Raw genomic sequence first — 24,156 nt, 5'->3', positions numbered from 1 at the left:
CACGATGCCATTTTTTGGTTTTATTCCATCGACTGAACTTTTACAGACTATTCAAACTGCTCAGCAGAAGAAAGACTCAAGTGAACCTTTATATCCACTTCGAGACAAAACAGCACTACTGATCAATGATGAAATTATTGATGCCATTTTGACTGAGTTAGTACGCCGTTTTCCACCGAGTGATAAACGAGACACAGCGGAAAAACTGGCTGGCTATATTAAGTCAACAGTTGCGGTTTTGTTGAAGCAACTCTTAGGCAAAGCATCAAACGACGTAGTGCAAGCTTCAATTCAGTTTTCTGAAAAAAGCTTGTTTAAAGATGCTGAAGGTCAGTTCCGTGTGGGTGAAGCTTTAGATGCAAGCTTAGTGACCAGCCTCAAATATAACTTTGCTGAAATTAAAGCAGGCAATGAAGTAGATAAAGCCGCGTTAACCGAACTGTATAAACAGTTTGCTGAAGCGACTGTACGCCACTTCATGAATGACTTTAATAAAACCCTCGATTTGGGCATGATCAAGCGTAAAGCAGCCGATATCGGTTCTGCGGCTGTCATTAAAGCGGTTCATATTGCAGCGAATAAAATCATCCCAAATTTAACCAAAGATGAACTTTTAGCTTTAGCTGAGTATCACGACACTTTATTTCATGCTTAAGGACTAAAAGTCTTTCGCGACTTTTCAGATCAAATGACTCTATTTATATAGGGTCATTTTTGTTTCTAAGCTATGATTTCTTAGTCTTTAATAAAGCTATATATAAAGTTCATATATAAGCTGAGACCAGATCTATTTGTCATTGTCATGAGACTCTAAACACTACAATTTTAATTGCTTCTATATATAGAAGACTTTTTATATCAGTCAGTAAAACTTGACTTATATAGTCACGCAAATAATCTGCCTGAAAATCTGCGCTATTTTGAATGATCTGTCCTTTATATAGGCTGAGTTTGTCTTTTTTTGTATACCTATTTGCCCTCTTCAGTACAGACAATGTTATCTTAAAGCCTATTCACGCTAGACTCCGTTCACAAGAATTTCGACATAACAGAAACGCGAACTATAGGCCTTCCCCTATTCGCTTTGCTCCACTGCCAATAACGACTCTGGAAATTAGACTTCTATGTTAAATTTAAACTTTTATAACAAAGTTAAACGTTTACCTTTATTGATTGGCGCTTTGTCGATCACCAGTTTTTGCCAAGCTAACGATTTTGCTTCTCATCCTGACTATTTCAGCTTTAAACAAAAAACCATGCGAAATTATGGCCTGTCTGCTGAACAAGTCGATTGGGCGATGAGTGGCTCTAAAAATGTACCCAACATCATCAACATTATGAACCGCCCTGGTGAAAGCAAACCGTGGTACGAATATAAAACCAACTTTATGGCAGAGAGCACCATTCAACGTGGTGTCCGCTTTAAAGAACAATATGCGGATACCCTAAACCGTGCCGAACAACAATTTGGTGTACCCCAGTCCGTCATTCTCGGCATTTTAGGGGTAGAAACAGGTTTTGGGAGCAATAAAGGTAATTTTGTGACTCGTGATGCCTTAGCGACTTTAGGTTTTGGTTACGAACGCCGTAAGCAATATTTCCAAGATGAACTCAGTGCATTAATCGCGTGGAGCTATAAAGATGGCGTGCCAACCAACTCGGTTGTAGGTTCATACGCGGGTGCGGTGGGCTACCCACAATTTATGCCAAGCAACATTCCAAAGTTTGGGGTGGATTATGACGGTAACGGTCATGTCGATTTACGAAATTCAGCAGTGGATGCTATCGGCTCAATTGCCAACTATTTAGCAAATCATGGCTGGCAACGTAATCAGCCAATTGGATTCGCAGCACGCTATAGTGGTTCTAATCCTGAATCTGTGATTGCCAAAGATTTAACTTTACCGACGCCTTATGGTGTGCTGAAAAATCAGGGCATTCAACCCACCAATCCGATTGTGAAAATTGATGATTTAGATATGGTGAATGTGATCCAACTACAGGAAAACTATGGGCAAAGTTATTACATTACCTACCCTAATTTTCAGGTGATCACAACCTACAATAAGAGTCGTATGTATGCGACTGCGGTGTGGCAGTTAGGGGCTGAAATTGCTAGCCGATAAGGCTAGCTTTTTACTCAAGATTAAAATGTCAACAAAAAAATATTTAAAAATGATGTAAAATTCGGCATTTTTAATATTACGTTACAATGTTGATTATTTTTTAATCAAAAAACGTTCAGTTTATGTAGTTTTTATCATTATTTTAATTAAACACTAGACATGCTTATGACTGCATGAATATTATCCATTTCGTCAAATGCTGTTGCAAAAGTGAATTAACAGGCAAGTTTTTTTATCTTTCAGCCACTTAGTTTAAAGAAAAAAGCGTTGTCTTTTGGAGTTTATAAATGCAGTCATCACTTAAATATATACTGGCCATTGCCTCGACCATCGTGCTGAGCCAATCGCAAGCAGAGATGGTTCAGTCATCATTTACCAATGATAATGATAACTCTCGTCTAGCTGCACGTGTCTTAAATAAAGATGCTCAAGGCTTCAACTCACACTTCTCAAATTTAAATAGCCTTTCAATCACTGAACGTTCAGGCGATAAAATTCGCCGCGAAACAATCGCTGCAAAAATTGAAATCCCTGAAGAAGAGCCTTCAGTGATTGAAAAGTTAAATACTGTTGCATCAAATACAGTACGTAAGTTTAGCCAAACCGGTATGGCCTCTTGGTATGGTCGTCAGTTCCACGGTCGTAAAACTGCAAGTGGTGAGACATTCGATATGAATGCATTAACTGCTGCACACCGTAGCCTGCCACTAAACTGCTATATCCGCGTAACGAATAAAACCAATGGTAAGAGCGTTGTGGTTAAAGTTAACGACCGCGGTCCTTTCCACGGTAACCGTGTACTTGATTTATCTTACGGCGCAGCAAAACAATTGGGTATTACTAATTCAGGTACTGCGAAAGTTAGCATTGAACGTATTGATGGACCAAACTCTTAAGATTCAGACCTACAACACGTATTTGACAGTAAAGCCACAGTAATGTGGCTTTTTTAATACCTAGTCTTTATACAAATGACTGCATATGATCCTTAGCCGTTCTATCTCGATGCTTTAACATCGCTCAAAACCATGTTTACATCGAATAAAAAAATCCAATCGCTCCAGTTTTTGAGTTGGCTGTGCTCACAATCTTGGTAACTTTGTAGGTTTAGCCGAGCTAATGTGTTCTTAATTCATTTTTTGTATATTCAAAGCTATTTTTCATCCACTTTGAAGCGTGATTTTATCTATTCTCGAATTCAGAGCTATTTGACAAATTCGCATGTGAATTCAGCTTCTTTTTTACGATATGGCAGGTGTTAGAGCTCTACTGATTTTTGTATAAATAGAAGCATTTTATGCTTACAAATGCTAAAGAAAATGCTGTTCTTTCTTCAAAGTTCTCAAACAACCCCTCATTTGCTCAATTTTCAATATTTTCATATTCCCAATCAAAGCTACGTCAAATTGCTAAACAGTGTAAAAATCGCAAACAGTGCGCATTTAGAGCAATACAAATTTAAAAGCGATGAAAAAGATCAAACTCTTGCACTTTTTCATCCTTTTTTCGGTCTTTTATGGGTCTATTTGCTCATGAAATGCTAAAAATCGAATAACAGATTCAGACCATAAAAAAATCCTAAACTGAGTAAAATACTGAGCAATAACTTTCTGGTCAAAAGGGTGATCAACAAGGTAAAAATTGCCCCATAAAAATAGCTATTTTGAAATATCCCTTTCCACTGTGAACCCTCAAAAAAAACCAGTGGCAAACAAATCGAAACCATGAGACAAGGCGCGGCATATTTCAGCATGCGTGTCGCAAATTTAGGCAGTCGAATTTGAGTTTTAGGCTCTAAAAATAAATACCGATTAAAAAAAGTCACACAAGTTAAGCTAAAAACAAATAGCCAAGTCATCTTCGGCACTCCGAACGATCAAACATCGCAGCAACCCACATACCTGTAAAACCGGCTAACAAGATGGCTGATTTCACACCCAACCAACTCAACAGCAAAACAGTGAGTGATGATGCAATAACACCGTAAATTGCAGCTCTATTTTGGATCAGCATTACCGCCATCACCAAGAACACCACCACTATTGAAAACTTCAAATGTAGATTTGAAAGATCAGGCACTGTATTTGCAAGCAGTATGCCGACTAAACTAAACCCTACCCAACAGACATAAAAACTGAATCCTGCCCCCAACATATAAGCATAAGATGGCTTTTGTTTTAGCATCGCGGTGGCGTAGAGTTCATCGGTCAGCAAAAAACCAATACTGAGTCTCCGGCTTAATGACCATGGCTTCACATCTTCTCTTAAACTCAACGCATAAATAAAATGCTGACTAGTCAGAAAAAATACCGTCAAAATAATGCTCAGCAAAGATGCACCTGTCATCAGCATACTCAAGCTGACCAATTGAGCAGCACCAGCAAATACCAAAGCTGACATTCCCACAGCTTGCATCACACTCAATCCCGCATTAATCGCAGCTGAGCCAGCCAATATTCCCCATGGAATCACAGCAACAGACAGAGGTAGCATGTCCTGTACGCCCCGAAAAAAACTTAGACTTTGTGGTTGTATCGCTTGTTGTTGCATGAAAAACCCTATGATTTCTATCCATAGGAATTAATATGCAAGATTGAGGAAGTGACTTTCTTGTATGAAATTGCTGTTATTTTAGATTTTATGTGCCATATATTGTGCTGGTGTACAACCCAATGCCTTTTTAAAATGACGTGTGTAATGACTCTGATCGGAGAAGCCACACAGTTGTGCTACTGTCGCAATATCACAACCTTGTTTTAGCAAAGATAAGGATTTACGTAAACGAAACTGTATCAACCATGCGTGAGGTGGAAGTCCAGTAAACTTTTTAAATTGACGTAGTAAATGCCAAGGGCTCATCCCCACCACAGCCGCCAACTCAGTAAGTTGGTGCTCTTTTTCTGGTTCGGCTTCGAGTAACTCCTGAATCAGCACGACCTTACGCTGCGCTTCAGGTAAATCTTTTAATGTTTTCCTAGACTGGCTATAACGACTTAATAAATATGCTAAAGTTGAAATATACAAACTCTGCTTGAACAGTATATTTTTAGGCTGCAATAACAAATCAAACAGTAAATTCAACTGCTCTGCCAGTCCCTCATCATGCACCACAGCTTGTGGAAACCACGGCATAGTACCAGTTTCATGAAAGAAATCCTGACTAATATCTTGAATCATTTCAGGGGTCGGATAAATTGCTCGATAACACCAACCTGTTTCAACAGCAGATGAACCCGTATGCACCTCATCCGCATTGACTAAAATAATATCTCCTTGCGGTGCAATATGCTGATTTCCTGTGCGTAAAAAAGATTGCGCACCTTCATCAATCAAACCAATGCAGTAGCCTTCGTGCGTGTGTTTTGAAAACTGAGTATGTTGATAGGAGGCTTTTAACATCTCAAGACCACCAAGTTCTTGAACATGATGATAATTTACAAATTCACTGGATCTGATTTTGTGCATGAGTTAGCTTCTCCTGAACCACTCAGCATACTGTGATTCAGTAAAACGTATAGAACAAAATTGCTCTATTACTGATAGGTTTTTCCTTGATGCTTTAACCAGCCATCCACATGACGTTGCTGTGGATCCCGATGCGTCCAGTGAATGACCCCACCTTTTTCACTATATTCATATTCCCCATTAAAACTGACCGTATCCCCTTTTTGCAAACGATCAATTCTTGGAGCTAGATCAATATTATGCGCAACTAAAACTGTCATATTATTCGGCAATGCTAAAATAAACTTTTGATGACGAGAGCCATCATTGTCATCTTTCAGTACAGCCACCACTCGCCCTTGAGATTGAACTTGAACATTACTTTTTTGGTTTTGAAAGGCTTGAGCAATTTTTGCAGCGTCATCAGACCCAGTGTTTTGCACTTCCCGATGTGTAGCCGATCTTTCTAGATTGGATGGTGAAGTTGAAGTATTAAGCTGTTTTTCTTGAAGATCAATCCCAAAATATGCAGCAACCAAAACCACGATCACTGCACCAATACCTAGATTTGTTTTATTTGCCATGTATTTTTCCTTTATTTCGTTTTTATTGTATAAAAAAAGCCCCAATGGGGCTTTTTTTACTCAAAATAATTTTTCAATTATTTTGCAGCAGCTTGAGCAGCAGCAACTTCTTCAGCGAAAGAAAGTTCAGCTTTCTTCTCAATACCTTCACCCACTTCAAAGCGAACGAATTGAGCAACTGTAGTACCAGTTGACTTAAGCACATCAGAAACTTTTTTGTCGTTGTCGATAACGTACATTTGGTTCTCAAGTACAACTTCATTTAAGTACTTTTGAACTGAACCAGTGACCATTTTCTCAACGATGTTTGCAGGCTTACCAGATTCAATTGCTTTTGCTTCAGCAATTTCTTTTTCTTTAGCAATAAGCTCAGCAGATACGTCAGCTTCTGTTACAGCCACTGGGTTGAATGCAGCAACGTGCATTGCAATACCTTTACCAGTTGCAGCATCACCTGCGTAAGATACAACAACACCGATTCTTAGACCGTGTTTGTATACTGCAAGGTTGTCGCCTTCAACGATTGTTGCACGACGAACTTGGATGTTTTCACCGATTTTTTGAACAAGAGCGATACGCGCTTCTTCTACAGTTACGCCATCTGCAAGTTTCAATTCAGCAATTTTAGCAGCATCAGTTTCACCAGCAGCTAACGCAGCAGCAGCAACTTGAGCAGAGAAACCAGCAAAGTTTTCGTCTTTAGCAACGAAGTCAGTTTGACAGTTTACTTCCAAAAGGATTGCTTTATTGCCTTCTTGAGCAATTGTGATTGCACCGTCAGCTGCAATGTTACCTGCTTTTTTAGCCGCTTTAGCTTGACCAGATTTACGAAGGTTATCAATCGCTAGCTCGATGTCACCATTCGCTTCTGTTAATGCTTTTTTACATTCCATCATTGCAAGACCAGTACGATCGCGCAATTCTTTAACCATGCTTGCTGTAACTGCAGTCATGTCAATCTCCTAAAATACGGTAGAAAATGAATTCTTTTTAGAACAGAAACGGCCCAGAGCTATCTCTTGGGCCGTCTGCATACATGACGCTTACTTTGCCACCATCACATGTCGCAAAAATGACAAGCTTACGTCAAACGCATTAAGCCTCAGAAGCAGGTGCTTCTTCGCCTTTAGCTTGTGCATTTGCTTGTGATTGAGCATATTCTTTACCAGCAAGAATCGCATCAGCCATAGCAGAAGCATAAAGAGTAACTGCACGGATCGCATCGTCGTTACCCGGAATAACGTAGTCTACGTTGTCTGGGTTAGAGTTTGTATCAACGATACCGATTACAGGAATACCAAGGTTTTTAGCTTCTTTGATTGCAATAGCTTCGTGATCAACGTCGATTACGAATAATGCGTCAGGTAAACCACCCATGTTCTTAACACCGCCTAAAGCGCGTTCAAGTTTTTCCATCTCACGAGTACGCTCTAAAGCTTCACGTTTAGTAAGCTTAGCGAAAGTACCATCTTGAGATTGAGTTTGAAGGTCTTTAAGACGGTTGATAGATTGGCGAAGTGTTTTCCAGTTCGTCAACATACCACCTAACCAACGGTGATCAACATAAGGCTGACCAGCACGTTGTGCTTGTTCACGGATGATGTTAGAAGCAGCACGTTTAGTACCAACAAACAATACTTTATTCTTTTTGCTAGCAAGGTTGTTAACAAAGTTCAAAGCATCATTTAACGCAGGAACAGTGTGCTCAAGGTTGATGATGTGAATTTTGTTACGCGCACCAAAGATGTATTGACGCATCTTTGGATTCCAGAAACGTGTTTGGTGACCGAAGTGTGCGCCTGCTTGAAGAAGGTCGCGCATGCTTACGTTGTAATCTGCCATTTTCTTTACCTTAAAGTTTGGGTTAGGCCTCCATATATCCGCATCCTCCACCCCAAAGGGCACCCAGAGAAATGTGTCGATATATGTGCGGATTTTTAAAGCCCATTCATCACTTTGACTTGACATAAATATATTCACGAAAAAGCATTTGATAAAATGGGCGGCTATTTATACCATAGTCACACACAAATTTCCAAAAGTTTTTAGAGATCATGAACAGTACTTACGAAGCACCCCGTCGACTCATCAAAAGCGCTGAAGACATCGAAAAGATGCGTGTCGCTGGACGACTGGCGGCTGAAGTCTTGGATATGATCAAGCCACATATTAAACCTGGTGTAACTACACTTGAGTTAGATACGATTTGTCACGATTATATTGTCAATAAACAAGACGCTATTCCAGCATGTTTAGGTTACGGCGCAGCGCCGGGTCGCCCTGCGTTCCAACATGTGATTTGTACTTCAGTAAACCATGTGGTCTGTCACGGCATTCCGTCAGATGCAAAAGTGTTGAAAAAAGGCGATATTTTAAATATTGATGTGACGGTTATTAAAGATGGGTTCCACGGCGATACCAACATGATGTACATCGTGGGTGGTGAAACCTCTATTCTTGCGAATCGGTTATGTAAAGTAGCACAAGAAGCGATGTACCGTGGAATAGCGACAGTGAAGCCAGGTTCGACCATTGGGGATATTGGTCATGCCATTCAACAATATGTCGAATCAGAGCGTTTTGGCGTGGTGCGTGAATACTGTGGTCACGGTATTGGGACTGTGTTCCATGACGAACCTCAAGTCTTACACTATGGTCAACCCAACTCAGGCATGATTTTAGAAGAAGGCATGACCTTTACCATTGAACCTATGGTCAATGGTGGTGACTGGAAAACCAAACTATTGGGCGATAAATGGACAGTCGTCACCAAAGATCATAGTTTGTCAGCACAATACGAGCATACCATTTTAGTGACTAAAACAGGCGCTGAAATCTTAACAGCGCGTCCTGAAGAAGATTTATCTCGTTTTCAAGCTTAAACGCTGTCATTGGCATGAAATACAATGCCGACTGTCAAAAAGACCACCACATGGTGGTCTTTTTTATGGCGGGTTAAACATTTTACTTTACATTTATTTCTTAATTTACAGCTAACTAGTTGCTGTAACACCTGAATATCCATGTTCAAACAGGATCAGTTTTCTGTAACAAAGCGTGCAACTAAGTAACACGATCACACAAATCTCATTTTGACATTCACAAATGTCAAAAACACATATCCTTTAAAAACAACAGCTTTATTCTAATTGCAAGCTTAATAATACGCTCTATAAAAACGAATAGCTCATTGGACATGGAGTCCCAAAATGAAAAAAACATTGCTTTGCGTAGCAACGTCTATTGCTACCTTACCTATACTCACGCATGCAGATTCACCTTATTTTAGTCTACAAGATGGTGATGGATTTAAACGTTTCTCTGTATCTGTCGGTGCTTTACATGTTATGCCACAAGGTAAAGCCCAACCCTTCCGTGTCAATACAGCCGTTAAAGAAGGTGAGACAGCAACGGTCGGAGATGTCCAATCCCAAACGGTAAAAGACAATTTAAAAGAGGGCTTTACCCCCTCACCAGTCTTACAAGTCGCTCTGAATACTTTAGATACCATTCCAAGTGCCTTGAGTGGCACAGCCGAAATTCACGGCCTAGAAAGTTGGGATAATCCGGGTACTGGTTTAGAAGCTGATGATGTTACAACGCTTGGCATCATGACCAACTACTTCTTTACCGATAATATTTCTTTTGAAATGAAAGCTGGGATTCCACCTAAAGTTGACTTACAAGGTAAAGGGAAAATTTATGCGCCTTTTTCTGCGATAGCGAAACCGTTAGGCGGAGTGTTTGGAAACCTAGAACTTGAAAATGATATTTTCATTACTGACTTAGAAGCAAATGGTCCAGCAGCATCAGCACGTGCATGGACACCTGCTTTCGAGTTCCAATATCACTTTGGTAAAACGGGGGTAAATAAATTCCGCCCCTATGTTGGTGTTGGGTTGATGTACGCTTACTTTAATGAGTTGGAAATTAACCCGCAAACAGAGAAAGATCTCATTGCAGCAGGTCATATGATTGCCAATATTAAAGAAGGTAATGCAGGCGCATCACTTGAGGGTAAAACCAGTTCAGCGGACCCTAAAGTGGAGTTGGAAGCAACCGATGCTTTTGCTCCCATTGCAACCGTTGGTTTCACTTATGACTTTAATGATAAATGGTTTGCAGTGGGTTCTGTATCTTATGCCCATCTTAAAAATGAAACGACTATTACAGTAAAAGATGCCACGCATGGCGAGTTGATTAAATCAAAAGCAGATATCGAAATTAACCCGATTCTTGCCTATGCAGGCCTAGGTTATCGCTTCTAAGCTTACATATTTGCACCTCAAATACTCCATGAGGATTATGATGAATCATGGAGTGTTATGAAGATGCACATCATCAAATCATTTTAGAATATGCATTTTTATGATGCATTTTTATTGACCATTTTTTCATACGAATTATTTTTGATCATTAAATCACATCCACAAACTGTGATTAAGACACTCCCTTCCCCCAACGAAAATGTTTAAACATCCCACTAAAAACGCGTTCTATCGCCAATAAAGCCGATTTTTTTCATTTATTTTATGTGTTGGCATACTGTTTGCTTTTTAGACAACACGAGAAATCAACGTAGATTCCTCAACTATATAGACGGCCAAAGATGTCCGTTCTGATCGGTTTGCAAATTATCTTTTATTTGCAATCACTTTTACGTTCAGTTCAGGGGATGGCTTATGTCTTCAACAATTAATCGCGAAGCAAAAAAAGCAACACAAATAAAACTCTTTAGTTTCTCCACGCCAGCAATGCGCGCTTTCCATATGACTTGGCTCGCATTCTTTGTTTGTTTCTTCGCATGGTTTGCCTGTGCACCGCTGATGCCTGTGATTAAAGGCGAATTTAATTTAACCAAAGACCAAATCGCGAATATTAATATTGCTGCGGTTGCCATTACCATTCTAATCCGTCTTATTGTTGGTCCATTATGTGATAAATATGGCCCTAGAAAAACGTATACAGCACTTCTAATATTAGGCAGCATTCCTGTGTTTGGTGTTGCTTCTGCCAATACCTATGAATCATTTTTATTCTTCCGCTTGCTGATTGGTGCAATTGGAGCAAGTTTTGTTATTACCCAGTATCATACTAGTGTGATGTTTGCACCCAACGTAGTAGGTACTGCAAATGCTGCAGCTGCTGGCTGGGGCAATGCAGGTGGAGGCGCAACTCAAGCATTAATGCCACTTATTCTGGGTGCAATCCTAATGTTTGGTGTTGAACAAGCAATGGGCTGGCGTATTGCTCTCCTTATACCAGGGATTATGATGGTGATCGTTGGGATGCTGTATTGGAAATTTACTCAAGACTGTCCACAAGGGAACTTTAAAGAACTTCGCGCTCAAGGAATCGAAGTGGGTAGCGGTAAAAAAGGTGGAACAGCAATTTTACTTCAAGCTGCTCGTAACTACCGTGTATGGATCCTATTTGTATCGTACGGAGCATGTTTCGGTATTGAAATTTTCATCCACAATATTGCAGCAATGTACTATACCGATCACTTTAACATGGGCTTAAAAGAAGCAGGCTTAGCTGCTGGTATCTTTGGTTTACTTGCATTATTTGCACGCGCTTTAGGTGGTATCGTATCTGACAAAGTTGCTATCTCTAAAGGTCTAGATGGTCGCACTAAAGTACTATTCTTATTGGTTTTACTTGAAGGCTTATTCTTAATCGTATTCTCACAGATGAATACAGCAATGCTTGCCATTATTAGCATGACCGTTTTCGCCCTGTTTACCCACATGGCATGTGGTGCAACCTACGCTCTGGTTCCTTTCATTGATCGTGATGCTCTAGGTGGTGTAGCAGGCATTATTGGTGCTGGTGGTAACGTGGGTGCTGTTGCTGCAGGCTTATTACTTAAAGGTGTATTAGATGTTCAGACTTGCCTGTTTATTTTAGGTGGTTTGGTCACTATAGCTGCATTTAGCGTAATTCTAATTCGCTTCTCAGTTGAACATAAAGCAAAAGAAAAACAATTATTTGAACAAGCCGTCTTAGAACGCAACAGCCTCGCCTCTTAAACTTTCATGCCTTTTCTAGGGTGATGGTGAAGACACACCATCCCCCTAACTTTCTAAACTTATCTTTAAAAAAAATCAGGGGAATTTCTATGAAATTACGTACTCTCTCTGCGCTTTCACTTGCCTGCATTTCAGCAACGACATCCTATGCAGCCGATAACTTTTTATCACAAACCAAGTTTTCACTAGACACGCGCTTACGCTATGAAATGGTAGATCAAGATAATAAGCTTGATAACGCAGAAGCTTTTACTCTCCGCATTCGTCCTGCACTACAAACAGGCAGTTGGCATGGATTAAGCGGCTTTGTGCAAGGTGAAGGAACGCTTGAACTTAATGATCATTTTAACAGTACACGTAATGCTGAAACAGCTTATAGCAGTGTACCTGATCCTGAAAACCTACAATTAAATCAGCTTTATTTAAAGTATGTTTATAGTCCTAAGGCCGATTTAACGGTTGGTCGTCAAGTAATTAATCTAGATAATCAACGTTTTGTGGGTTCTGTTGCATGGCGTCAAAACGACCAAACTTTCGATGCAGTCAGTTTAAATATTAAGCCAACACAGCAGTTGGGCTTGTATTATGCATACATAGATCAGGTCAATACCATTTTTGGAAGCGAAGAGCCAAAGCCCAAATATGTAGCCGCTCAAGATGGCGAACAAGACAGTGAAATTCACTTAATTCAAGCCAAATTTAATTACAATCCACTATTGAATGCTACAGCTTATGGTTATTTCATGGATTTTGAAGACTTACCAGCGTGGTCAAATCAAACCTATGGTCTACGTTTAACAGGCAAAAATAAAAATTTACGTTATGTGGCTGAATATGCCAAACAATCTGAATATGCTGACCAACCAACATCTTATGATGCAGACTATTATACCTTCGAACTTGGCTATAACGTAGGTGCAGCTAAACCATTAGGTGAAATTGCAATTGGCTACGAAGTCCTCGGAAGTGATGACGGAAAAATTGGCTTTCAAACCCCTTTAGCAACGAAACATAAATTTAATGGTTGGACAGATGTTTTTCTCAATACACCTGCAAATGGTCTAACTGATTTGTACCTCAGCTCAAACCTTAATATTTTAAAGCAAGGCAAGCTAGGTACGGAATATCACCATTATCGTAGCGATGAAAAAAATATGGATTATGGACAAGAGTTTGCTGTGTCATTTACCCACCCTCTTCCACTCAAAGGTTTGTCCGCACTCGGCAAATTTTCAAGCTATCAAGCTGAAGACTATGGCGTAAATACCGATAAATTCTGGTTACAACTCGATTATAAATACTAATTTCATCTGAATATCGAGTTCTCATTCAATTTAATCCTTTGCCTACTTTTGTTTAGCCCAAAGTAGGCAAAGTCTCTGTTTAAACATGCACTACATATCTCATTTTCCTTTCGATGCACCACAGTTCTGTCTGGCTCAGTTTACAAATGAGATATGTAAGCATCTTTTCCCTTTGGAAGCAGGCTAATTGATACATTCAGGTCTGGGCAACTTCTGCCTAATGACCCAAATTTTTTATAACACTTTTCAAATAATTCATTCAAATATCGAATTACTTCGATATATTACGTACAATAGCGACTATTCTTATCTTCATTGCGCATCTAACGTATGTCTCAGAGTCAATTTTCCAAACCTTTGATTTATATGCTCATTGGCAGTGCCATGATTTTGGCACTTTCACTCGGTGTTCGGCATGGTTTTGGACTCTACCTTGTTCCTATGAGCAATGAATTTGGTTGGGGACATAATGTTTTTAGTTTGGCTATTGCCATGCAAAACCTGATTTGGGGCGCTGCACAACCCTTTACAGGGGCCTTAGCTGATAAGTACGGGTCTAAAATTGTCGTAGCTATTGGTGGTGTTCTGTATACCATCGGATTACTCCTGATGGCGATCAGCTCCACAGGTTGGCTACTCAACCTAAGTGTCGGCCTTATTTTAGGTTTAGCATTATCTGCCACCTCTTTTTCGGTACTCTTGTCTGCGGTGGGGCGTGCTGCACCACCTGAAAAACGTAGCCTTGCTATGGGGGTTGCCAGTGCAGCAGGTTCGTTTGGTCAGTTCATTATGCTGCCCTCCACTCTGCTTCTACTACAAAACTATGGCTGGTCGGCGGCATTGGTCGTGAGTGCCATTTTGATCGCATTTATTGTGCCCTTAGCCTGGATGCTCAAAGCCCCTGCTTTTGTTGTAGCCAATGCACCAACCAACCAAGTTCAACTCAGCTTTAAAGATATCCTCATCATTGCTAAAAACCATAAACCGTTTTGGTTTTTAGCACTCGGTTTTTTAGTATGTGGTTTCCAAGTTGTGTTTATTGGTATCCATTTACCTGGGTATTTGATTGATCATGGTTTTAATGCCACCACAGGAACTGTGTTCTTGGCATTGGTCGGTTTATTCAATATTGTCGGCACATATACCGCAGGTTGGCTAGGCGGTAAATATTCCAAACCGAAGTTACTCATGGGTTTATATGGGCTCCGAGGCATTGCGATTATTGCCTTCTTGTTGCTACCGCTGAGCACACTCACCATCTATAGCTTTGGCGTAGTGATGGGTTTATTATGGTTATCTACCGTACCTTTAACTAACGGTATTGTGGCCAATATGTTTGGCATTAAATACCTCAGCATGCTGAGTGGGATCGTGTTCTTTACCCATCAAGTCGGTTCATTTTTCGGTGGCTGGCTAGGTGGTGTGAATCATGACGTTACAGGTAATTATGACTTGATTTGGTTGTTCTCTATCGCCCTGAGTGTGTTGGGTGTACTGGTACATTTCTTTGTCGATGAAAAGGCGGTTGTCCATGACTAATTCATTTTTATGGCTGAAGTGTAGTATTGGTCTTGCAATGGTTGCACTATTCGGCTTATCCATTGCTCTTTGGTTCAATACGCCAGACCTGTTTGAGTATTTTAATCAGGCATTTTGCGCACATTAAATCTGCACATTTTGAACTACATATTTCGTTTTAAATAAAAGTAAAATAATCATTGCTTTAGCATTTTTCTCATAAGCTAGGACTTACGCATTGACGGATTCAAAAAAGTATTAAAATACTTTATAAAGTATCTGTGATCAGACGAATTAAACATGCTTCTACAGCAACTTGTACATTACCCATTTATATGGGCTTTCTCATGACAGAACCGAACTCTATTAGCTGCACACAACTTGCCGAGACTTATAATATCTCGCATGATAGTGTAAATCGCTTTCTAGAGCGTGAAGACTACACACCTCACGACCTATATCAAGAATCAATTCAACATATTGATAATAATAAACTTATAGTCAGTATTGATGATACTGTTTTAGATAAACCATATAGTCAACATATGGACTTGGTTAGCTATTTTTGGTCAGGCAAACACCACCGATCCGTCAAGGGTATTAATCTCATTACCTTGTATGCGACAGATCGAAATGGTCAAAATATTCCAATTAATTTCCGAATTTATGACAAATCTGAAAGTAAAACCAAGAATGATTACTTTATGGATATGTTAAGTGAAGTACTCAGTTGGGGTGCAAAGATTCAATTTATTACAGGTGATAGTTGGTATTCATCGACTGGAAATCTAAAAACCATAAGAAAATATGGTATTCGATTTATGTTTGGTATCGACTGTAACCGTAAGGTTTCCCCAGAAAAAGGACAATGGTTTCAACTGCGCTTATTGCCAGATTTCCATCAGGGTCAAGTGATCTGGCTCAAAGATTTTGGCTTTGTACAATTATTTAAGACTCAGTTAAAAGAACAGCAGAGGTTTTATATTGTGCATCAAGATGAAGATGATTTATTGTCCTTTGAAGGTTTTCATGAATTACATTCAAGTCATTGGAAAATAGAGCAATATCACCGGGTGATTAAACAGGTTTGTCATATTGAAAAGTTTCAAGTAAGACGATCTAAACTGATTTTGAATCATATTTTTTCAGCCTTGATGGCCTACGTTGAGATACAAAAGAACCAGTTTGAGCGGATCTTTGAAAATATATATCGTTGGCAGAAGAAATTATTTAGACCAATTATCAAAAACTTCATTGATGACTTTATTCTCGATAAAAATCATCTGCTACCACAGAGAATCTATAAGTAATAGTGCGTAAGTCCTATAAGCTTAGAATTTCTTTTAATTTTAAGCTTGTACATATATTGACTACATTTTCTCTAGACCCCATATCTAGAGAAAATAATCAACATGACCGCATTAACCCAACTTTCACAAGCAATTCATGATGCCCCACGTTGGCATCAACCAGAACAATTTCAAAACCCAGAAGAAATACACATTATCCCACTTGCGAAAGAAGCCTTAGGCGCGGTGGTTTTGGGTTTAGATGCCCGTAAAGCCCAAGCAGGAGAAACCATCTATCGCTTAAAACAAGCTTTGGCTGAACACCTGATTTTAATTTTTAAAAATCAAACTCTGGATGATCTACAATATTTAGCCTTTGCCAGTTATTTTGGCTCTATTTTTCGCCCAAGTGCCGACAATCCGGTACTCGCCAGCCAGTCCGACACAGGCGTCCCCCCCGATGTGGTTCCTGTCTCTAATGCAGTTGGGCAAGGCGACTACACAGGTCACGGCGAACTCACCCCACATGCGGATCACCAGTGGACACCGCTTCCCTCTTTTGGCTCTCTGCTCTATGCCCTTGAGCTTCCTCAAGATGGCGGACAAACATCATGGTTCAATACCATCAAAGCCTATGATGCGCTTTCCGATGATGTCAAAAAACAAATCGACCAGCTACAGCTGATTACTTATAACCCATTCGTCCGTGCGCAGAGCAATACAGGCAATTCGGGTTATGCAGACTCACCTTATTATCGTTTTAAAGATCAACCGATTTTAGGGCATGCCTATCCACATCCTTTAGTCCGCACACATCCAGAATCTGGGCGAAAAGCACTTTGGTTAAATACGCGTTCGGAAGTTGAATTGGTCAATGTCGATGATACGACAGGCAGTGAATTGATTGCTGAACTTCGTGCGCACATATTGAAACCAGAGTTTCGTTATGAGCATCATTGGGAAACAGGTGATATTGTTTTTTGGGATAATCAAGTGACTTTGCACTCAAGCCGCCCCTTTCCCGTCGATCAACGTCGCTTACTGAAACGGATTAGTCTTGCTGGTGGACGTCCGTACTAGACAATACCTAAAATGAATCATTCATTGGCATGACACTAAAATGTCACGATTCTTTTAGATAATGTGTGAAAAAACCAATAAAAAAGCCCATCAAACAATGTACGACTGATCAGTAAATGCATTTACTGTTGGGCTATTCTCAACGGAGTCTTACTGTTCTAAATCAATTTTTGGGAGTTCGCTCTGTTCTTTTGTTTAGCCAAATGAGAGGCGAAGCTTCGCAAGGAAAACATTTGTCATCCACAAAACCTGTTCACTTGCGTCGTTTGAACAACTTTTGTAAAAAAAACAGCCCAAGCCAAAAGTTAGGCAGGTTGCGGATGACGCTTCCGCATATCTGATAAAGTCTAAAAGAAAATGCCAGTCAGTTTCTGAACTGACTGGCATTACAACTTTTAAGTTGGCTTTTATGGCTCTATGGCTTAAGCATTGCGTTTCGCAAAGTCATCCATAAAGTTCACAAGTGCTTGAACGCCTTCTAATGGAACCGCGTTATAAATACTTGCGCGCATCCCACCAACTGAGCGGTGACCTGCAAGATTCAACAAATGGTTTTCTTCAGCTTCTTTAAGGAATAACTTCTCTAGATCAGGATTCGCCAAAGTAAATGGTACGTTCATAATCGAACGGTTTTGCACAGCAATTGGATTTGCATAGAAATCGCTTGAGTCAATATAACCATACAGCAGATTTGCTTTTGCAAGGTTCACTTTATGAATTGCTTCGACACCACCTTGTTCAAGCAACCACTCAAACACCAAACCAGATAAATACCATGCATAAGTTGATGGTGTATTCACCATTGAATCATTCTTCGCTTGTGAAGAATATTTCAAAATACTTGGAATTTCAGGTTTAGCTTGATCTAGCAGATCTTCACGAACAATCACTAAGGTTAAACCCGCAGGGCCAATGTTCTTCTGCGCACCTGCATAAATCATCCCAAATTGAGTAACATCAACTGGTGCAGACAAAATACTTGAAGAGAAATCTGAAACCAGTGGAGCATTAGCTTTTGGAACACCCGCAAACTGAAGACCACCAATGGTTTCATTGTCTACATAGTGCACATAAGCCGCATCTTGGGACAAGTTACAAGTGCTTGCGTCTGCAATCGCTAGTTTTCCATCAATCTGCGTGCCCGCTTCAACGACATTGATATCGCCATAGCGCTGCGCTTCTTTCAACGCTTTTTCAGACCAAATTCCCGTATGAATATAATCCGCTTTGCTGTTTTTACCCAACAAGTTTAAAGGAATCGCAGAAAACTGAAGTGATGCTCCCCCTTGAAGGAACAATACCTTGTAATTTTCTGGAATGTTCATGAGTTTGCGTAAGTCTGCCTCTGCTTTTTCCGCAACTGCAACATAGTCTTTACTACGGTGACTCATTTCCATGATGGAAAGACCCTTGCCTTGCCAATCAAGAATTTCAGCTTGAGCTTTTTCTAAAACGGCAGTAGGTAATGCAGCAGGACCAGCACAGAAGTTGTACGCGCGCATGATTTTTCCTTTCAAAGTGAAACACAATAAAATGATGGCATTTAACCACAGATAGACGGGGCTTGCAGTAAATTCAACGGAAAAATTTCAATGTTGTCTCACCTTTACAGTCAAAAATTCAATCAAGATCAACACTCCAATTTTAACGAACCATAAGCCACATCCCCTACAGAAAGGTATCAGCCATTTATCTACACCAAGGCAAATGCATTTATTTTGTGTAAAAATATCGCTAATCTATTGATATACATTTGCAAATTAAACAATTCAATAACTGAGTCAACATTCAGCATAACTAGATTATGCGTATAATGTGCAAAAACATAGAAAAGAGTCGTGTCCATGCCACAAAGACTATCCAACATGCTTAACACACCGACCAACAAATTCTCATTGCGTATATCACTGCCATCAATCTTATCATTCAGCATGTTAGCTTTTAGTTTTGGCACTAACTCTACTGCTTTTGCAGCGTCTATCAGCTACCAGCAAGCTGAACAAAATGTGTTACAAGATTCTTATAGCACACAAGCCACTCAAGCCTTGCAGCAAGCGTCAAAACTTGAAGCTGAAGCAGTAAAAGGCTTGGGGTTGCCTCGTGTCGATCTGAACGTGCGTGCTTATGCCTTTCATAATGAGCTTGATATACCGCTTGGAGCACTCAAAAATAATTTAGAACAAACACTGTCTGATGGTGTAACCACACAAATTGATCAATGGCAAAATTCAAACCCTAATTTAGGCGATTTAAGCGGTCTACAACAAGGTATTGATCAGACCATCCATCAAGGCGTAGGACTGATTCCAGACAGTTCACAGGTCACTTTAGAAGATCAAGTCATTCGCCCGAGCATTTCAGCAATGATGCCACTTTATACAGGTGGACTAACCTCAAGTGCAAAACAAGTCGCCAACATTAAAGCCAAACGTAGCGAACTCAATACAAAACAACAGCGAGACCTACAACGCTTTGAATTGATTCAAGCCTATTTCAATGTTCAACTGCAACAGCAACTATTGAGCTCTAGTCAATATAATTTGCTGTCCATGCAAAAACATTACAACAATGCACTCAAGCTTGAACAACAAGGTTTTATCAGTAAGGGACAACGCATGCAGTTTGAAGTGGCAAAAAACAATGCCCAGCGGAGTGAACAAGCGAGCCAATCCAATTTAAAAGCCAGTTTATTTCAACTGAATAATCTCTTACAAAGCAGCCAAATTACAGAATTAACCACACCATTGTTCATTAACAGTACACAAAATCAAGATTTGAATGCACTACTCAAATCGTATACAGATCACTCTGCTTTAGTACAGAAAATGCAAATGGATACGCAACTGGCTCAAGCTAATGTTAAGGTACAAAATGCCGCCAAAAAACCGCATATTTTTGCCTTCGGTGAATATAGTTTAGATGATAAAAACAACTGGATTATTGGTTTAGCCGCACAGTACAATCTGTTCTCAGGCATTGATAAAAATAAAAATGTCCAAGCAGCAGAGTTACAACGCTATGCTTCTGAATTGATGACAGCACGAACCAAGCAAGAAATTGAAAATGTAATTTATAAATCGTATAGCGAGGCCACCACAGCGCAGCAAAGTGATCAGCTATTGCAGCAAAATATAAAAGCAGCGCAAGAAAATTTACGTATACAAGAACTGTCCTTTAAAGAAGATATGGGTACCGCCACTCAGGTGATTGATGCACAAAACATGCTGAGTGCTCTAAAAGCAGAAACTGCACTCAATGCCTATAAATATGTCATGTCACTGGCAACATTATTACAGAGCCACGGTTCGATTGATCAATTTCAAACCTATCTTCTACAACCCAATACACGATTTATTCGTTAATTCTTTGATGAGAGCCATTTAATGAATCAAGATCAAAATCAGCCCGATCCACAAAAATCTGAAACAGTAGAAGATCAAATAGCGCCCTCACAAGATGAGTTAACAACAGAGCAACGAGAAGACCAAGCCCAGACTAAAATAAATCAGGATAATTCATCATCAGATACGACCGACACACATCAAAAGTCAAAAAGAATTAAAGTCCTCGGCACAGTAGCACTCATCCTAGTTTTGGGCGTAATTGCTTTTGGTCTTTGGAAAGCCTATCAACAACCTAAAACTGTTGATATTCAAGGCCGTGTTGAAGCTGAAACGCTTCATATAAGCACCAAAGTACCAAGCCGAATCGAAGAAATTTATGTGCATGATGGACAAAAGGTCACTAAAAACCAAGAACTCGTTCGACTGTACAGCCCAGAAGTTGATGCAAAAAAACAACAAGCTCTTGCCAGTTTACAAGCCGCTTTAGCACTACAATCCACCGCTGACCGTGGTTCTCAGGAAGAAAATATTGCCAGTTTGTATGCCAACTGGCAAGCGCTCAAAGCACAGCAAAACTTAGCGCAAACCACCTATCAACGTGGGGCTAACTTATACCAACAAGGTGTTATTTCACGCCAACGTCGTGATGAAATGCATGCTGCGGCTCAGTCCGCGACTCAAATGACAGAAGCGGCATATCAACAATATGAACGTGCACAGCGTGGCAGTACACCACAACAGAAAAGCTCAGCAGATGCACAAGTTCAAATTGCAAAAGCAGCAGTTGCAGAAGCGAATGCGCTTGAAGCCGAAACCAAACTACTCTCGCCAATTAATGGCACCGTATCTAAAACTTATGGTAAGCCCTCCGAGCTAGTAGCAATGGGTGTGCCGATTGTGAGTATTATTCAAGATCGCGAGCTTTGGGTGTCACTCAACGTTCGTGAAGACCAATATGCCAACATTTACCAAGCAAAACAAATTCAAGGCTTTATTCCAGCCTTAAACCTAAACGCCAACTTTGATATTAAAAGTATTGATGCCGAAGGTGAATTTGCAACCATTAAAACCACCCGTCAAACAGGGGGCTACGACATTCGCAGTTTTAAACTTCATTTAACCCCTGCCCAAGACATTCCTGACTTAAAAGTCGGCATGAGTGTGCTGTTTAAAGTCAAAGAGAGCAAATAATGCTAATTGGGCTACTGCGGGAACTGAATTATTTACTTAAACATAAGTGGGATTTATGTTTAGTTACGCTTGCCCCACTGTTTATTATCGTGTTGTTTTCCAGCATGTTTGCCCAAGGCAAGCCTGAACATTTGCCTATTGCAATTATTGACCAAGACCAAAGTGAGCTAAGCCAAAATATACAACGCTACTTAAGACTCAACCATACTTTAGATGTAGTCATCATCAGCGATCAAAACACAGAAGTCGAAAAGTTACTGAACCAAACCAAAATTTGGGGCTATGTCAGTATTCCCCATGGCGCCGAACAACGTTTTGTGCAAGCTAAAGATGCTGAAATCAGCATCGCCTATAACCAAAGTTACTTTAGTGTAGGTAACACCATTTCATCAGCCATGTTAGTCAGCACAGTTGAAGCCATGGCAGACTATGCTGGTGAAAGTTATTTAGAAAATATCACTCCTTACTTAGACATACCGACACCCCACGTTAAAGTCTCGACCTTATATAACCCAAGCTTGAGTTATGAGTTCTATTTAGAACCTTTTATGATTCCTGCGATTTTGCATTTACTACTCTGTTGCTGTGTCGCATTCTCAGTTGGTCAGGAATTTAAGTTCCAGACAGCACAAAATTGGCTAAACAAACAATCGGCTTTTACAGCTATTTTCTCTAAAAACCTAACCTATGTACTCATTTTTAGTCTTTGGACATGGGCTTGGATGTTTTGGTTAATCGAAATTCGTGGTTGGTTTGTTGCAGGTCAACTTTGGTTGATCATGCTGGCACAGCTTTTATTTTATAGTGCCTATGCCTTAATCAGTAGCAGCATTGTTTTAGCCACCAATAATTTATCCAAAACCTTTGGTTTAATTGCGGTCTATGGAGGCTCATCACTCAGTTTTGCAGGAGTGACCCTCCCCTTAAATAACGCGCCACTGTTTACCAAATTCTGGGCCAATATTATCCCTTATACACCCTATGCCAAACTACAAACCGAACAATGGGTCATTGGTAGCCCAATCAGCTCATCGCTGTTGCCTTTATTCATTCTGATCCTTTATGTGGTCTTTTACGCTGTGACCTCTGTCCTACTGCTCAAAAAACGGATCAAAGGAGTAGCGTCATGAAGTTATTTTTGCACTATTATCTCAAGACATTTAAAGACATCATTGCCAATCAGTCGATTCTAACCACACTCATCCTCTCGGTGATTTTTTATAGTGTTTTCTATCCGACTGCCTACAAAGCACAACAAGCAGAAGCTTTGCCCATTATAATTGTGGATGAAGAGCAAAGTATTGTGACGAATAACATTATTCAACAGGTTTCGCTCAGTCCAAATGTTGAAGTTAAAGTTGTCACAGGCAATTTCCTTGAAGCTGAGAACATGATTAAACAGCAGCAAGCCGATGGCATTTTGCTTTTACCTGAGAATCTTTCCAATAGTCTTCGGCATGGAGAAGTCGGTGGAATTGGACTATATCTCAGTGCAGCAAATTTTTTAAAAACCAAGCAAATTGGATTAGGGCTCGCGACCTCAATTGAAAATGCTGTACACGAGCATGTGGAAAAATTTGGTAATATCGCACACTTCTCACCCGCTATTTCTATTCATCAAACACCGCTGTTTAACACCATGTCGGGCTACGGCAGCTATATTTTCCCAGCCATAGCCCCGTTGATTATTCATCAAACCATCGTGCTTGGTTTAGGCATGTTATTGGCTGGATATCGCGAACAAAAATGGCGACCAACGACAACTGAGTTTTTTGCTATTTTTTCAACCATTTTGACCATTGGTATGCTCGGTTGTTTATATCTATTCGGTTTTGTTTACTGGATCAATGACTACCCACATGGAGGGAATTTTAGCGGCATGTTACTGGCTGTACCTATTTTTATAGGCTGTATCGTGGCTTTAGGCATGTTGATTTCAACATTTTTCGATATGCCTGAGCGTGCAGGACATGTCATTGTATTTACGTCTATTCCGCTATTTCTACTCTCAGGTACAGCATGGCCACATGCTGCAATGCCAACATGGATACAATATTTAGGTCACATTTTACCTTCCACCCAAGGGATTCAAATGTTTATCCAACTCAACCAAATGGGTGTACCAACTGCTCTTGTTCTCCCCAAACTCCTATACCTATTTGTGTTTGGTCTGGTATGTTCAGGTCTTGCCTATTGGCGTCTAAGACACCGCTAAACACCGATGCCTCAAATACTCTAGTCTCA

22 protein-coding genes are annotated in these 24,156 nt (G+C 40.1%); 15 read left to right on the top strand and 7 right to left on the bottom strand.

All coding sequences use genetic code 11. The annotated features are described in order from the left end of the window. Positions 1-4: 4 nt before the first annotated feature. From ACZ8ZH_RS04800 to ACZ8ZH_RS04790, 3 genes are all read left to right on the top strand, one after another. Positions 5-655 carry a hypothetical protein gene (locus ACZ8ZH_RS04800; RefSeq protein WP_086207962.1) on the top strand — a complete coding sequence of 217 codons (651 nt, stop codon included), beginning with the start codon at positions 5-7 and terminating at the stop codon, positions 653-655. 469 nt (positions 656-1,124) lie between these two features. Beyond that, positions 1,125-2,126, top strand: coding sequence for a lytic murein transglycosylase B (gene mltB, locus ACZ8ZH_RS04795; RefSeq protein ID WP_119063093.1), 1,002 nt, complete (start codon positions 1,125-1,127; stop codon positions 2,124-2,126). A gap of 287 nt (positions 2,127-2,413) precedes the next feature. Next, positions 2,414-3,022 (top strand): septal ring lytic transglycosylase RlpA family protein, encoded by a 609-nt coding sequence (locus ACZ8ZH_RS04790; RefSeq protein WP_086207964.1) that lies wholly within the window; start codon positions 2,414-2,416, stop codon positions 3,020-3,022. A gap of 644 nt (positions 3,023-3,666) precedes the next feature. Here the strand turns inward: ACZ8ZH_RS04790 and ACZ8ZH_RS04785 are convergent. The 6 genes from ACZ8ZH_RS04785 to rpsB all read right to left on the bottom strand — a co-directional run bounded on the left by ACZ8ZH_RS04785 (position 3,667) and on the right by rpsB (position 7,996). Beyond that, entirely contained in the window at positions 3,667-3,984 is a 318-nt protein-coding gene (locus ACZ8ZH_RS04785) for an AzlD domain-containing protein (protein WP_110974522.1), read from the bottom strand. Beyond that, the gene (locus tag ACZ8ZH_RS04780) at positions 3,981-4,676 is read right to left on the bottom strand and encodes an AzlC family ABC transporter permease (protein WP_171405782.1); all 696 of its coding nucleotides are present in this window, start codon (positions 4,674-4,676) and stop codon (positions 3,981-3,983) included. Before ACZ8ZH_RS04780 ends, ACZ8ZH_RS04785 begins: the two co-directional genes overlap by 4 nt. A gap of 81 nt (positions 4,677-4,757) precedes the next feature. Then, positions 4,758-5,591, bottom strand: coding sequence for an AraC family transcriptional regulator (locus ACZ8ZH_RS04775; RefSeq protein ID WP_119063095.1), 834 nt, complete (start codon positions 5,589-5,591; stop codon positions 4,758-4,760). Positions 5,592-5,659: 68 nt separating this feature from the next. Beyond that, the gene (locus ACZ8ZH_RS04770) at positions 5,660-6,154 is read right to left on the bottom strand and encodes a DUF3465 domain-containing protein (protein ID WP_119063096.1); all 495 of its coding nucleotides are present in this window, start codon (positions 6,152-6,154) and stop codon (positions 5,660-5,662) included. A 77-nt stretch (positions 6,155-6,231) separates the two neighbouring features. Beyond that, the gene (gene tsf, locus ACZ8ZH_RS04765) at positions 6,232-7,107 is read right to left on the bottom strand and encodes a translation elongation factor Ts (protein ID WP_086207970.1); all 876 of its coding nucleotides are present in this window, start codon (positions 7,105-7,107) and stop codon (positions 6,232-6,234) included. Between the two features lie 142 nt (positions 7,108-7,249). Continuing rightward, a complete protein-coding gene (rpsB, locus tag ACZ8ZH_RS04760; protein ID WP_086207971.1) occupies positions 7,250-7,996 on the bottom strand; it encodes a 30S ribosomal protein S2 in 747 nt (248 codons plus the stop codon). 212 nt (positions 7,997-8,208) lie between these two features. On the opposite strand from rpsB, the gene map reads away from it, so the two are divergent. The 8 genes from map to ACZ8ZH_RS04720 all read left to right on the top strand — a co-directional run bounded on the left by map (position 8,209) and on the right by ACZ8ZH_RS04720 (position 17,377). Then, entirely contained in the window at positions 8,209-9,036 is an 828-nt protein-coding gene (map, locus tag ACZ8ZH_RS04755) for a type I methionyl aminopeptidase (RefSeq protein ID WP_086207972.1), read from the top strand. A gap of 327 nt (positions 9,037-9,363) precedes the next feature. Then, positions 9,364-10,422 (top strand): OmpW/AlkL family protein, encoded by a 1,059-nt coding sequence (locus tag ACZ8ZH_RS04750; RefSeq protein WP_110974517.1) that lies wholly within the window; start codon positions 9,364-9,366, stop codon positions 10,420-10,422. Between the two features lie 414 nt (positions 10,423-10,836). Further along, on the top strand, positions 10,837-12,186 hold the full coding sequence (locus ACZ8ZH_RS04745; RefSeq protein WP_470247864.1) for an MFS transporter: 1,350 nt from the start codon (positions 10,837-10,839) through the stop codon (positions 12,184-12,186). A gap of 89 nt (positions 12,187-12,275) precedes the next feature. Continuing rightward, positions 12,276-13,490: an alginate export family protein gene (locus ACZ8ZH_RS04740; RefSeq protein WP_110974515.1), complete on the top strand. Its 1,215-nt coding sequence runs from the start codon at positions 12,276-12,278 to the stop codon at positions 13,488-13,490. 330 nt (positions 13,491-13,820) lie between these two features. Further along, a complete protein-coding gene (locus tag ACZ8ZH_RS04735; RefSeq protein ID WP_086207976.1) occupies positions 13,821-15,029 on the top strand; it encodes an MFS transporter in 1,209 nt (402 codons plus the stop codon). Then, positions 15,022-15,156 carry a hypothetical protein gene (locus tag ACZ8ZH_RS04730; RefSeq protein WP_265735888.1) on the top strand — a complete coding sequence of 45 codons (135 nt, stop codon included), beginning with the start codon at positions 15,022-15,024 and terminating at the stop codon, positions 15,154-15,156. Before ACZ8ZH_RS04735 ends, ACZ8ZH_RS04730 begins: the two co-directional genes overlap by 8 nt. Before the next feature lie 133 nt (positions 15,157-15,289). Continuing rightward, the gene (locus tag ACZ8ZH_RS04725; RefSeq protein ID WP_086197162.1) at positions 15,290-16,318 is read left to right on the top strand and encodes an IS701 family transposase; all 1,029 of its coding nucleotides are present in this window, start codon (positions 15,290-15,292) and stop codon (positions 16,316-16,318) included. Positions 16,319-16,420: 102 nt separating this feature from the next. Continuing rightward, positions 16,421-17,377, top strand: coding sequence for a TauD/TfdA dioxygenase family protein (locus tag ACZ8ZH_RS04720; protein WP_119063098.1), 957 nt, complete (start codon positions 16,421-16,423; stop codon positions 17,375-17,377). Between the two features lie 422 nt (positions 17,378-17,799). Here the strand turns inward: ACZ8ZH_RS04720 and serC are convergent, their stop codons facing one another. Further along, positions 17,800-18,879, bottom strand: a complete 1,080-nt coding sequence (gene serC / locus ACZ8ZH_RS04715) for a 3-phosphoserine/phosphohydroxythreonine transaminase (RefSeq protein ID WP_470247863.1) — start codon at positions 18,877-18,879, stop codon at positions 17,800-17,802. 429 nt (positions 18,880-19,308) lie between these two features. Here serC and ACZ8ZH_RS04710 point away from each other — a divergent pair, with 429 nt between their 5' ends. The 4 genes from ACZ8ZH_RS04710 to ACZ8ZH_RS04695 are packed head-to-tail and all read left to right on the top strand — an operon-like array spanning position 19,309 to position 24,127. Then, the gene (locus ACZ8ZH_RS04710) at positions 19,309-20,739 is read left to right on the top strand and encodes a TolC family protein (RefSeq protein ID WP_228199397.1); all 1,431 of its coding nucleotides are present in this window, start codon (positions 19,309-19,311) and stop codon (positions 20,737-20,739) included. A 21-nt stretch (positions 20,740-20,760) separates the two neighbouring features. After that, complete coding sequence (locus ACZ8ZH_RS04705) at positions 20,761-21,912, top strand: HlyD family secretion protein (protein WP_119063101.1); 1,152 nt, start codon at positions 20,761-20,763, stop codon at positions 21,910-21,912. Then, complete coding sequence (locus ACZ8ZH_RS04700) at positions 21,912-23,042, top strand: ABC transporter permease (RefSeq protein ID WP_119063102.1); 1,131 nt, start codon at positions 21,912-21,914, stop codon at positions 23,040-23,042. The genes ACZ8ZH_RS04705 and ACZ8ZH_RS04700 overlap by 1 nt, the downstream gene beginning before the upstream one ends. Beyond that, positions 23,039-24,127 (top strand): ABC transporter permease, encoded by a 1,089-nt coding sequence (locus ACZ8ZH_RS04695; protein WP_119063103.1) that lies wholly within the window; start codon positions 23,039-23,041, stop codon positions 24,125-24,127. Before ACZ8ZH_RS04700 ends, ACZ8ZH_RS04695 begins: the two co-directional genes overlap by 4 nt. Positions 24,128-24,156: the final 29 nt, after the last annotated feature.

The organism is Acinetobacter sp. SW-226, from assembly GCF_055632855.1.
Note: the sequence above shows the minus strand (reverse complement) of the source record. Positions and strands in the feature narration are given on the sequence as shown.